Origin of the sequence: Senegalia sp. (in: firmicutes) (genome assembly GCF_052088025.1) — a bacterium.
Lineage (GTDB): Bacteria > Bacillota > Clostridia > Tissierellales > SIT17 > Anaeromonas.
On the sequence record NZ_JBQCYD010000057.1, the window covers coordinates 1 to 13,170 of the forward strand.

15 protein-coding genes are annotated in these 13,170 nt (G+C 28.4%); all 15 read left to right on the forward strand.

Annotated features, from left to right (window positions below; translation table 11 throughout):
- Window positions 1–200: 200 nt before the first annotated feature.
- Window positions 201–629 (forward strand): 50S ribosomal protein L13, encoded by a 429-nt coding sequence (rplM, locus tag ACTHUW_RS11460; RefSeq protein WP_442196642.1) that lies wholly within the window; start codon window positions 201–203, stop codon window positions 627–629.
- 20 nt (window positions 630–649) lie between these two features.
- Entirely contained in the window at window positions 650–1,042 is a 393-nt protein-coding gene (rpsI, locus tag ACTHUW_RS11465) for a 30S ribosomal protein S9 (RefSeq protein WP_442196643.1), read from the forward strand.
- 116 nt (window positions 1,043–1,158) lie between these two features.
- Window positions 1,159–1,860: an N-acetylmuramoyl-L-alanine amidase CwlD gene (gene cwlD / locus ACTHUW_RS11470; RefSeq protein WP_442196644.1), complete on the forward strand. Its 702-nt coding sequence runs from the start codon at window positions 1,159–1,161 to the stop codon at window positions 1,858–1,860.
- A gap of 44 nt (window positions 1,861–1,904) precedes the next feature.
- On the forward strand, window positions 1,905–2,858 hold the full coding sequence (locus ACTHUW_RS11475; protein ID WP_442196645.1) for a DMT family transporter: 954 nt from the start codon (window positions 1,905–1,907) through the stop codon (window positions 2,856–2,858).
- 67 nt (window positions 2,859–2,925) lie between these two features.
- Window positions 2,926–4,020 (forward strand): amidase domain-containing protein, encoded by a 1,095-nt coding sequence (locus tag ACTHUW_RS11480; protein WP_442196646.1) that lies wholly within the window; start codon window positions 2,926–2,928, stop codon window positions 4,018–4,020.
- Window positions 4,021–4,085: 65 nt separating this feature from the next.
- Window positions 4,086–5,678, forward strand: a complete 1,593-nt coding sequence (gene cls / locus ACTHUW_RS11485; protein WP_442196647.1) for a cardiolipin synthase — start codon at window positions 4,086–4,088, stop codon at window positions 5,676–5,678.
- Window positions 5,679–5,688: 10 nt separating this feature from the next.
- Window positions 5,689–6,327 (forward strand): ABC transporter ATP-binding protein, encoded by a 639-nt coding sequence (locus tag ACTHUW_RS11490; protein ID WP_442196648.1) that lies wholly within the window; start codon window positions 5,689–5,691, stop codon window positions 6,325–6,327.
- Window positions 6,320–7,096: an ABC transporter permease gene (locus ACTHUW_RS11495; RefSeq protein ID WP_442196649.1), complete on the forward strand. Its 777-nt coding sequence runs from the start codon at window positions 6,320–6,322 to the stop codon at window positions 7,094–7,096. The genes ACTHUW_RS11490 and ACTHUW_RS11495 overlap by 8 nt, the downstream gene beginning before the upstream one ends.
- A 121-nt stretch (window positions 7,097–7,217) precedes the next feature.
- Window positions 7,218–7,967, forward strand: coding sequence for a Fe-S cluster assembly ATPase SufC (gene sufC, locus ACTHUW_RS11500; RefSeq protein ID WP_442196650.1), 750 nt, complete (start codon window positions 7,218–7,220; stop codon window positions 7,965–7,967).
- Between the two features lie 15 nt (window positions 7,968–7,982).
- The gene (gene sufB, locus ACTHUW_RS11505; RefSeq protein ID WP_442196651.1) at window positions 7,983–9,392 is read left to right on the forward strand and encodes a Fe-S cluster assembly protein SufB; all 1,410 of its coding nucleotides are present in this window, start codon (window positions 7,983–7,985) and stop codon (window positions 9,390–9,392) included.
- A 13-nt stretch (window positions 9,393–9,405) separates the two neighbouring features.
- Entirely contained in the window at window positions 9,406–10,494 is a 1,089-nt protein-coding gene (gene sufD, locus ACTHUW_RS11510; protein ID WP_442196652.1) for a Fe-S cluster assembly protein SufD, read from the forward strand.
- Entirely contained in the window at window positions 10,484–11,719 is a 1,236-nt protein-coding gene (locus tag ACTHUW_RS11515) for a cysteine desulfurase (RefSeq protein WP_442196653.1), read from the forward strand. The genes sufD and ACTHUW_RS11515 overlap by 11 nt, the downstream gene beginning before the upstream one ends.
- Entirely contained in the window at window positions 11,709–12,140 is a 432-nt protein-coding gene (gene sufU, locus ACTHUW_RS11520) for a Fe-S cluster assembly sulfur transfer protein SufU (RefSeq protein WP_442210197.1), read from the forward strand. Before ACTHUW_RS11515 ends, sufU begins: the two co-directional genes overlap by 11 nt.
- Window positions 12,141–12,388: 248 nt before the next feature.
- A complete protein-coding gene (locus ACTHUW_RS11525; protein WP_442213341.1) occupies window positions 12,389–12,595 on the forward strand; it encodes a hypothetical protein in 207 nt (68 codons plus the stop codon).
- 142 nt (window positions 12,596–12,737) lie between these two features.
- On the forward strand, window positions 12,738–13,170 hold a 433-nt coding region (locus ACTHUW_RS11530; protein WP_442213343.1), incomplete at its 3' end, for a flavodoxin family protein.

Below are 13,170 nucleotides of genomic sequence, written 5' to 3' on the forward strand. Positions count from 1 at the left end.
ATTAGGACATAATCATAAATGTTATAATAGGACATTATCATATGTTGATCAGATTATTATTAAATATAAATTAAAATACTTGACACACAAGGCTCATTGTATTACAATAAGAGGAGTGTAAAAATAAAAATTCACTAGCCCCGGATTTTTATTGACGAAAGATTAATTTAAAACTGAAAGAGTAATGAGGAGGGAAAGTAATGAAAAGCTTTGTAGCTAAACCCCATGAAGTTGAAAGAAAATGGTATATTATAGATGCTGAAGGCAAAAAACTAGGTAGACTTTCTAGTGAAGTTGCAACAATATTAAGAGGTAAACATAAACCTACATTTACACCACATGTAGATACAGGTGATCATGTAATAATAATTAATGCTGAAAAAGTTGAATTAACAGGTAAAAAACTTGAGCAAAAACTTTACAGATATCACACAGGACATCCAGGTGGATTAAAAGAAATACCTTATAAAAGATTAATGCAAGAAAAACCAGAATTAGCAATCAAACAAGCTGTAAAAGGAATGCTTCCTAAAAACAGTTTAGGAAGACAAATGATTACGAAACTTAAGGTTTATAGTGGAACAGAACATAACCACGATGCTCAAAAACCTGAAGTTAAAGAAATATAGTCAGGAAGGGAGGATTTTAAATGGCGAAAGTACAATTTTATGGAACAGGAAGAAGAAAAAAATCTATAGCAAGAGTAAGATTAGTTCCTGGTTCAGGAAACATAAAAATTAATGATAGAACTATGGATGATTACTTTAACTATGATACATTAAAAGTTAAAGCTGAAGAGCCTTTAGTAATAACAGATACAGCTGATAAATATGATGTATTTGTAAATGTAAGTGGTGGAGGTTATACTGGTCAAGCAGGAGCTATAAGACATGGTATTTCAAGAGCATTACTTAAAGCTGATAGTGAACTTAGACCTACACTTAAAAAAGCAGGAATGCTTACAAGAGACCCTAGAATGACTGAAAGAAAGAAATATGGTCTTAAAAAAGCAAGAAGAAGCCCACAATTTTCAAAAAGATAGACCTATATGGATTATTACAAGACACTGGAAATCAGTGTCTTTTTTATACTTTTATTTATAAATGTAATATCTCTTATACTATAAAAATATTTATAGTATAAGAGAGGTGGTATATTGTGAGAGAAATAAATATCAAGATGAGAAATTTGATTGTCATACCAATAATAATATTAGCAGTATCCTTATATTTCTATGGTGAAAGAGATATAGTAAAAACAGCTTCATCCCCTGTAATGGACAAAATAATAGTATTAGATGCAGGACACGGTGGATTTGATCCGGGAGCAATTGGAAATTCAGATAAAAAGGAAGATGATATAAACTTAGAAATCACATTAAAATTAAGGAGACTTATAGAACAAGGTGGGGGAATTGCTGTACTTACAAGAGATATTGATAAAGGCTTAGATACAGAAAAATCCAAAACTTACAGACAAAAGAAAAATGAAGATTTAAGAAATAGAAAAATATTAATAAATGGTTCTAGCCCAGATGTATTTATAAGTGTTCATTTAAATAGTTTCCCACAGAAAAAGTATTATGGAGCCCAAACATTTTATAAAAAAGGTTCAGATGAAAGTGAAGAACTAGCTAAAACTATACAAAAAGAACTTAAAAGAATATTAGATAAAAACAACGAAAGAGTCCCACAAGAAAGAGACACAATATATCTTATAAGAGAAGCTGAGGCTCCTTCTGTATTAGTAGAATGTGGATTTTTATCTAATCCAAATGAAGAGAAACTACTAAGCAATGAAGAATATCAACAAAAAATAGCCTGGTCAATATATATAGGATTGATAAAACATTTTGACTAGTATATGATAGTGTGTAGTATTAAATAACAAAAGAGGTGTCATAAATGGATAAAAGCAAATTATTAAAAAACAAAGTATCTGTTACTATCATAGCAATTTTTTGCTCCATACTTTGGGGTAGTGCATTTCCTGTCCTTAAAATAAGTTATGAAGAATTAAATATATTAGCAGAAGATATTTATTCTAAGGTTCTTTTTGCAGGGATAAGATTTTTTATATCATCAATAATAATATTTATAGTATTAATACTATTTTTAAAGATTCCTATAAAGATAAAAAAAGAAAATATATTTATTATTTTTGTCTTAGGATTACTTCAAACTAGTTTGCAATATTTTTTCTTTTATAATGGTCTAGCTTATACATCTGGTATAAAAGGATCAATACTAGCACAAAGTGGTGTATTTTTTGTAGTTATACTTTCACATTTCATATATCACGATGACAAAATGAATTTTAAAAAGCTAGTAGGACTTATACTTGGCTTTCTAGGGATAGTATTAGTTAACTCATCACAAGGTGGTTTTAATTTAGATATGTCTTTTAGGGGTGAAGGATTTCTTATTATATCAGGACTTGTATCAGCATTTGGTACAATTTTAGCAAAGAAACTTTCAAAAGACATACATCCCTTTATAGTAACGTCTTGGCAGATGCTTTTAGGATCTTCAGTATTACTTATAGTTGGATATAGTGGAAATAAAGAAATGTTAGATTTTAACCTAGTTTCGGGAAGCTTATTACTATATTCAGCATTTCTTTCAGCAATAGCATTTTGCCTATGGTATGCTCTTTTAAAATACAATAAAGCCAGTGAAATCACAATGTTTAAATTTGTAATACCAATTACAGGTTCATTCTTATCAGTATTATTACTATCAGGTGAAAAGTTTACAATAAATATGTTTTTTGCCTTATTACTTGTAGTAGTAGGAATAGTGTTTGTAAACTATAAAAAGAAAGATATAAAAAATGAGAATTACCGTAAAGTTGGGTAATTCTCATTTTTTTATTCTATAATCTTATTATCAATCATAAATTATATTATGAAAGGAGAATTTATATATGATTATAGTAATAAAAAAGAAAATAGTTATATTATCTATCCTTATACTACTAGTAAGTATAATTAGTGTAATATTTTTATCTAATAAAGGTATTAAATCGGTGATTAGTAATACAGATTATAATACAATGATTGAAGAAAATATTAATACACGAAATGAGGCAATACTAAAGCAAGATAAAAAAAAAATACAAAAATTATATGATTTAGAAATAAAATATAGTATATGGGCATATGAACATGAAATAAATAAAATGAAATATTTACATAGTTGGTCAGAAAAACAGGGCATAAACATTATATCAATAGATGCTAAGCCTATAATAAATTGGGTAAAAGAAAATGATGAAAAGATAAGTTTAGATATTACACTTTCTACTGAATATAAGTATGTATACAAGGATGACATAAAAAATATAAATACATTTCGAATAGGTACATATCATGCAATGGATATAGAAAAAAGGGATAAGAAGTGGATAATTACAAAGGATTGGTATGACGATCCTTTTGGGGATAATTTAGGAGTAAAAAAAGAAGAGATTGAAAATATAAATAAAATAATAGCAAAAGGAAATAAAAATTTACAAACAAATGAAACACGAGAAGACATAGTAAAATATATGGATAAATATTTAGGAGCAGCAGATAATGGAGAAAATAATTATAAATATAATAATAAATATAAAAACTACAATTCTATAGGAGGAGATTGTACTAATTTTGCTTCTCAATCATTATTTGAAGGCGGTGCATTTGAAAAAACATATGGTTGGAATTATGAAAAAGAAGGAACAAAAGCATGGGTAAATGCACAGGGCTTTAAAGATTATTTGCTTTATAGTGGAAGAGGTAAAGCTATAAAACACGGAAGTTATAGTGAAGTTATAAATGAATCTTACAATCTATCTAAGGGAGATATTATAGCATATGAAAAAAAGGGAAAGGTAGTTCATATTTGTGTAGTTAGTGGAATAGATTCTAAAGGATATAGGCTTGTAAATTCTCACAATACAGATAGATTTAGAGTTCCGTGGGATTTAGGTTTTACAAGTAAGGGAGTTAAGTTTTGGTTAATAAAATTAACAATATAGGTTAAACTTCTTTAATAATGGTATAATTATAATAATACATTACATAGAAGAAAGTAGCTGATTAAATGAGCAAAATAAAGAATTACTTCTTAGGGATAGCTATAATTTTATTTGTAGTATATGTAGTACCTAATTTTTTACTTGATTTAAATATATTATATTTATTTGGAGATAATTTAAATCAAGCAGGGCTATTAGGTATGATTAGAGAATTTATGTTTCATTTTAGAAGCATATTATCCTTTCTTTTCACACTTTATACTATTTCAATAGCAATTATAATATTTATTGAAAACAAAGATCCCCAGACAACTATAACATGGCTTTTAGTTTTATTTATATTTCCTGTAGTAGGATTTATATTGTATTTATTTTTAGGTCAAAACATTAGAAAGAAAAAAATATTTCAAAAGGAAGAAAATATTCGTTCTAAGTCATTAGAAGATATAGCAGAAATTCAATTAAATGCAGTACAAGAAGATAATATTTTTTCAGAAGGAAAACATTCTTTAAAAAAGAAATTAATAAGTTTAATACTTAATAATTCAAAATCACCTGTAACTATGAATAATAGATCTAAAATATTAACCAATGGAAAAGATAAATTCAAGGAATTAAAAAAAGATTTGTCTAGAGCGAAACATCATATACATATAGAATATTTTATAATAAAAAATGATAAGATTGGTAATGAAATAAAAGATATATTAATAAAAAAGGCAAAAGAAGGAGTAGAAGTAAGACTTATTTATGATAGTGCCGGAAGTTGGAGACTTGGAAAAAAATATATAAATAGTTTAAAGGAAGCAGGAGTCGAGGTAGAATCCTATCTTCCAGTTTTCTTACCTGGATTAAGTCGTGATATAAATTATAGGAATCATAGGAAAATAGTAGTAATAGATGGTAAAAAAGGATTTACTGGTGGTATAAATATAGGGGATGAATATTTAGGTAAGAGTAAGAAATTTGGATTTTGGCGTGATACTCATATAAAGATAGAAGGAGAGGCAGTATATGCACTTCAAAATATTTTTTTAAACGATTGGTATTTTTGTACAAAGGAAAGTTTAGATGAATTGAAATATTTTCCTAAATTAAAATACTATGGAGAGCAATTAATTCAAATAGCATCCTCTGGACCAGATACTGAATGGGAATCAATCATGCAATCATATTTTTCACTCATAACATATGCAAATGATAGAGTATGGATTACAACACCTTACTTAATACCTAATGAAAGCATGAATGTAGCACTTAGAACAGCTGCTTTAAGTGGAATAGATGTAAGAATCATAATACCAGATATAGCAGATCATTTAACTGCCTTTTGGGGATCAAGATCTTATGTAGAAGAACTTTTAAAGGCTGGAGTTAAAATATATAGATATGAAAAAGGTTTTGTACATGCAAAAACTTTACTTGTAGATGATTTAGTTGCATCAGTTGGGACTGCTAATTTGGATAATAGAAGTTTTCATATAAATTTTGAAGTAAATGCATTTGTATATGATAGAGAAGTAGCTTCAAGGCTTGAATGTGATTTTTTAAATGATTTTAAAAACTGCAATAGAATAAATTATGAAGAATATAAAAATAGAGGAGTACTTCAAAAATTAAAAGAAGCTATAGGAAGAATATTATCACCAATACTTTAGGAGTGATTAGATGAAATACATTTTTAGATTAGAAAAAGTGAAATATAAAGACATATTAAATATAGAAAAATTAAATATAAAAAAAGATAAAGTGACATGTATATTAGGCGAAAGTGGAAGTGGAAAATCTACACTTCTTAAACTTTTAAATAATTTAATAAGTTTAGATGAAGGTAGTATTTATTATAAGGACAAAGATATATTAGAAATAAATCCTATAGATTTAAGAAGACAAGTAATAATGTTATCCCAAAATCCAGTTATTTTTGAAGGTAATATAAGGGATAATTTAAACTTAGCATTGGAATTTAAAGAAAAAGAAAATGAATCTGATGAAAAATTAAAAGAGTATCTTGAAATAGCTAATTTAAAAAAGCCTCTTGATAATGATGCAAAAAAATTATCAGGAGGAGAAAAACAAAGATTAGCACTTGCACGTGCATTATTATCTGATGGACAAGTATACTTATTGGATGAGCCTTCATCTTCACTTGATGATGAAACAGAAAAATTTGTTATAGAAAGTATAGTTAATTTCACAAAACAAAGCAATAAAACAGTAATAATGGTAACTCATTCAATAGATATAGCAGAAAAATATGGTGAAGAAATAATCAACTTGTATAAGGGTGGGATTACTAATGAATGATATAGTAGATATCACACTTGTTGGGCTTATTAGTGCCTATATATTTATCTTAATATTACTTTTTATAGTTAGGATAAAAGGAATAAATAGAGAAAGAGAAATATTAATAGCAAGTATAAGAATGACCTTGCAGCTAACTATTGTAGGATATATCTTAGTGTATGTATTTGAAAATCCTTCTCCACTTTTTACAATATCAATAATAATCATAATGGAATCCTTTGCTATATTTAATATATTTAAAAGAGTAAAAGAAGGTATATCAAAAGATTTAAAAAAGATAATAGCACTTTCAATGACTATAGGTACCCTTACATCTATATTGTTTTTCTTATTTATAGTAGTTGGAATAGAGCCTTGGTATAAGCCTCAATATTTCATACCCCTTGCAGGAATGCTTATAGGAAATTCAATGACAGGAATATCACTAGGGGTAGAAAGATTAGTAGATGGATTTGACTCACGATATGATGAAGTAGAAACTGCACTTATGCTTGGAGCTAATTCAAAAAAGGCATCAAAAAAAATAGTGAATAATGCCTTTGATTCTGCTATAATGCCTACAATAAATTCTATGATGGGAATGGGAATAGTTTTTTTACCTGGTATGATGACAGGACAAATACTATCAGGAATATCCCCTATAACATCGATTAAATATCAAATAGCTATAATGCTTGGAATAACAGGAAGTGTATCTTTAACAGTAATAATATTTTTACAACTTGGATATAAAACGTTTTTTAATAATCGAGAGCAATTAAAATAAAGTGCCTAAATTTCAGGTGCTTTTTTTGTTGACTAATACCAAGTGATATAGTAGGATATAATTAGAGTTTAATTCATAGTATATCACTAGGGATTAATTAACTATTGAGGAGATGACAAATTTGAAGGAAAAAATAATAGATATAAAGAATTTACATTCTCAAGTAGAGGATATACAAATATTAAAAGGTTTAAATTTAGAAATAAACAAAGGTGAAATACATGTAATAATGGGACCAAATGGAGCAGGTAAATCTACACTTGCAAACGTACTTATGGGTCATCCAAAACACAATATTATTGAAGGTGAAATAATATTTAATGATAAAAATATAAATGATTTAGCAGTAGATAAAAGAGCAAAAGAAGGGCTGTTTTTATCATTTCAATATCCAGAAGAGATACCAGGAGTTACAGTAGAAAATTTTCTAAGAACTTCAAAGTCAGCTATAAGCAATGAAAAACAAGGAATATTTGCATTTAGAAAAATATTAAAAGAAAAAATGAATTTACTTGAAATGGATGAATCTTACGCAGGAAGATATCTAAATCAAGGATTTTCTGGTGGAGAAAAAAAGAAAAATGAAATATTACAAATGACAATTTTACAGCCAAAACTTGCTATATTAGATGAAACAGACTCAGGACTGGATGTAGATGCAATTAGAATCGTATCTAAAGGCGTTAAAGCTTATTCAAGCGATCAAAATGCAATACTTGTAATAACACACTACAATAAGATATTAGACTATTTAGAGCCAGATTTCGTCCATATACTAGTAGATGGTAAAATAGTTAAAACTGGTGGATCTGAACTTGCTAAGAAAATAGAAGAAAAAGGATATGAAGAATTTAGAACTGATTTTTCTTAAAGAGGTGAAATAAAAATGGAAAAAAGAGATAAAACATATATAGCAGATATTGATAGAGGAGTATATGATATAAAAAATGAGTTTAAATATAAATATAAAACTAAAAAAGGTCTTACACCTGAAATAGTAAAAGAAATATCACGAGAAAAAAATGAACCACAATGGATGTTAGATTTTAGATTAAAATCACTTGAAATATATAAATCAAAACCTACACCTACTTGGGGAGCAGATTTATCAGGACTTGATGTAGAAAATATAGTGAATTATATTCGTCCAGATGCTGATATGAGTACAAATTGGGAAGATGTACCAGAAGATATCAAAAAGACATTTGATTCACTTGGGATACCAGAAGCAGAAAAGAAATCCCTAGCAGGAGTAGGAGCACAATACGATTCTGAAGTAGTATATCACAATGTAAAACAAGAATTAGTAGATAAAGGTGTAATATATACAGATATGGATGCAGCTATAAAGGACCATGAAGAAATCATAAAAGAATATTTCATGAAACTAGTGCCTCCAAATGATCATAAATTTGCAGCACTTCATGGGGCCGTTTGGTCAGGTGGTTCATTTGTATATGTACCAGAAGGAGTAAAAGTAGATATACCACTTCAATCATATTTTAGATTAAATGCTCCAGGAGCAGGCCAATTTGAGCATACATTAATAGTTGTAGAAAAGGGAGCAGAAGTTCACTTCATAGAAGGGTGCTCAGCACCTAAATATTCAGTAAACAATCTACATGCAGGATGTGTTGAATTGTTTGTAAAAGAAGATGCAAAACTTAGATATTCTACAATCGAAAACTGGTCTAGAAACATGTATAACTTAAATACAAAAAGAGCAGCAGTAGATAAAAATGGAACAATAGAATGGATATCAGGTTCATTTGGTTCAAAAGTATCCATGCTTTATCCTATGAGCATATTAAGGGGAGAAGGAGCAAAAGCAGAATTTACAGGAATTACATTTGCAGCAAGTGGACAATATCTAGATACTGGAGCAAAGGTAGTCCATGCAGCACCACATACAAGATCAAATATAAATTCAAAGTCCATATCAAAAGATGGAGGATATGCATTTTATAGAGGTCTTTTAAAGGTAGCAGCAAATGCTCATGGAAGCAAATCAACAGTATCATGTGAATCACTAATGCTTGATAACAAGTCAAATTCAGATACAATACCGATAATTGAACTAAAAAATGATGATATAGATATAGGCCATGAAGCAAAAATAGGTAGGATAAGCGATGAAGCAATATTTTATCTGATGAGTCGTGGAATAGATGAAGAAGAAGCAAAGGCTATGATAGTAAGAGGGTTTGTTGAGCCTATAGCCAAAGAACTACCACTTGAATATGCAGTAGAGCTTAATAATCTTATAAAATTAGAGCTCGAAGGAACAATAGGCTAAGGGGTGAAAATATATGGAAAACTTAAAAGGCTATAATGAAATAGAATTACCTAAGTGGAAAAGAATAAGATTAAAAGATATTAGTATTCCAGAATTTAAAGAATATAATAATTTAGATATTCCAAAAATTAGTGGATTAAATATAAAAAACATGTCTGAAAATGAAGATTTAAATAAATACACAAAATATCTAAAAGTAGATGAAGAGTTTGGAGTAGATAAGAACCTAGTGAAATTAACAGAAAAGTATTCTAATAGTGGAGTAATCATAGATTTAGAAAGAGATCAAAAGATAAATGAACCTATTAGACTAGATTTTAATATGGATAGTGAAAACTCATTAGTATTAGACCATAATCTAATAATAGCTAATGAAAATAGTAAAGCCACAGTAGTTATGAATTATACTTCAAATGAAGAGTCCTTTCATAATGGTCTTACAAAAGTTTATGCAAAAGAAAATTCACATATAACTATTATAAAAGTACAAATGATGGATAGCACTTCAAATAATTTTGATTCAAATATAGCATTTGTAGGAAGAGATGCAAAGGTAAACTTCATATCAGTAGAACTTGGAAGTAAGATTTCATCATCAAGCTTTATAACAAATTTAAAAGAAGATAAGGCCCAAGCTGATCTTAAAAGCATATATTTTGCTGATAATGAAATGGGACTAGATTTAGAATATACTATGAATCATTTTGGTAGAAGATGCTTAACTAATATAGAAACAAAGGGAGCACTTAAAGATAAATCTAGGAAAGTATTTAGAGGAAATTTAGATTTTAAAAAAGGCTCAACTAGATCTAAAGGTGTAGAAGCAGAATATGTCATACTTTTAGATAAGGAAGTAAAATCAGATGCAATACCAGCGCTTATTTGCGGGGAAGATGATGTAGAAGGAGAACATGCAGCAAGTGCAGGACAAATAAATGAGCTTAAATTATTTTATCTAATGAGTAGGGGTTTAAGTGAAAAGGATGCTAAAAAAATGATAGTAGAGGCATCATTTAGACCAATAATAGACTTAATTCCATTTGAAGACTTAAGAGAAAAAATAGAAGATAATATTGATAGGAGACTTACAGATGAGTATTGATATAGAAAAAATCAGAAAAGATTTCCCTATATTAAATCAAAATATAAATGACAAGCCCTTTGTATATCTAGATAGCGCAGCAACTACTCAAAAACCTATACAAGTTATAGAAGCTATGGGAATCTACAATAAATTATCAAATGCAAATATTCATAGGGGAGCATACACTCTAAGTATAAGAGCAACAGAAATGTATGATGAAGCTAGGAAAAGAGTAAAAGAATTTATAAATGCTCCCTATGATGAAAGTATAATATTCACTAAAAACACTACAGAAGCTTTAAATTTAGTAGCATTTTCATATGGGCTTGAAAATGTAAATAGTGGTGATGAAATAGTAGTATTAATTTCAGAGCATCATAGTAATATACTACCTTGGCAAATGGTAGCAAAGAAAAATAATGCTAAATTAAAATTTGTATATCTAAATGATGATTACACTGTAGATATGAAAGATTTCAAAGAAAAGGTAACAGAAAAGACAAAAATAGTAGCAGCAGCACATATATCAAATGTATTAGGTACAATAAACCCTATAAAGGAAATTATAGATTATGCACATGAAATGAATGCTATAGCTGTAATAGATGGAGCACAAGCAGCACCTCATACAAAAGTAGATATAGAAAAATTAAATGCTGATTTCTATGCCTTTTCTGGACACAAAATGCTAGGCCCCATGGGAATAGGAGTATTATATGGTAGGCGTGAACTTCTAGAAAAAATGGGCCCATTTTTATCAGGCGGAGATATGATTGAATATGTAGAAGAAGAATCATCTACATTTGCAGAACTACCATATAAATTTGAAGCAGGTACCCAAAATGTAGAAGCAGCAGTAGGACTTAAAGTAGCAATAGATTATATAGAAGAGATAGGTATAGAAAAGATAAAAAATCATGAAATGGAACTTACAAAATATGCAATGGAAAAAATGAATGAAATACCTTATATAACTATATATGGCACAAAAGATATAGATAAAAAAAGCAGTGTAATATCTTTTAATATAGAGAACATTCATCCTCATGATGTAGCTACAATATTAGATAGTTATGGAGTAGCTTTAAGAGCAGGACATCATTGTGCCCAACCTCTTATGAAATATCTAGGAATAAATGCAACATGTAGAGTAAGTTTTTATCTATATAACACCATAGAAGAAGTAGATATATTTATAGAAAGCTTAAAAAATGTAAGGAAGTGGTTAGGATATGGATCTTAATTCAATATATACAGAACTAATAATGGAGCATAACTCAAGTGGTCACAATGAAAAAGAAATAGAAAATCCAGACCATAGTGAAAGAGGACATAACCCATCATGTGGAGATGATCTTACATTACAGCTGAAATTTGATGGAGACATTATAAAAGATGCAGCATTTATAGGTCATGGGTGCGCCATAAGTAAGGCTTCAACTTCAATGATGATAGATTTAATAAAAGGAAAGACAAAAAAAGAAGCCTATGAATTAGTAGAAACATTTATAGGTATGATAAAAAAAGAAGTAACAGATGAATCTGAACTAGAAAAATTAGAAGATGCATTTATTCTAAAGAACATATCAAACATGCCAGCAAGAGTAAAATGCGCAGTATTAGCATGGCATGCACTAGGTGAATCGATAAAAGAAGATGTGTAGGAAAGGGTTGAATTCCAATGAGGGATTCAATCTTTTTTTGCCTTAAAATATAGGGGATTCAAAGAAGAAATTAGTATTTAATATGATATAATTTAAATATATTAATAAATAAAACAAGAAATTTATTTATAATACTAAAAATTAATAATTGCTCTAGTAAAATATATAGGAATTAGAAGGAGCATATAAAGAATAAGTGGATTAGTTTATAGAATGAAATAATATATATTAAATGAAAGGAGTTATATATGATAGATGAGAAGAAGTTAAAGCACTTAGCTATTGGATTAATAGTATTAGCAAATATATTTTTTATTTTAGGATTAATGCTACCAAGATTTAGAGTTTTCGTTAAATTTCCATTATTTAAAATATATTTTTGGATATTCATATTAAGTCTTTTAGTTATTTTCATAAGAAATATCAAGATTAGAAATAAGATGAAGGATAATTAATAACAGTATTATCTATTATTGGGTTAGAATAAGAGATGCTTATGTGGTAGGATAGTTGCTGTAAATATAAAAAAGAAATGTAGAATATAATATTTATTGAAATTAATGAAAATCAAATAGATTATTTATGGAGGGTAGATTAATGAAAGTATTAGGGATAGTAGGCAGTAGAAGAAAAAATGGGAACACGTCTTATTTGGTGCAGCAAGCACTAGATTCAATTGAATGCAAAGAAATTGAAACTAAGTTGGTATTTCTTAGTGATTATAACATTAGAGGGTGTACTGGGTGTGAAGGATGTAAAGATACGTATAAATGCGTAATAAACGATGATATGCAAAAATTATATCCACTCATACTAGAGGCAGATGCTATTATTACAGGTTCACCAACCTACTTTTATAATATAACTGCAGATATGAAGGCTTTTATTGAAAGGTTTTATTGCTTTCAAGTATTTGCAGAAGATGACCGTTCGGTTTGGTCAAGTATCAATGAAGCATTAGGTGGTAAATATGCTGTAGTTATAGCTATTTGTGAACAAAATGATGAAGAAGATATGGGATTTACTGCAG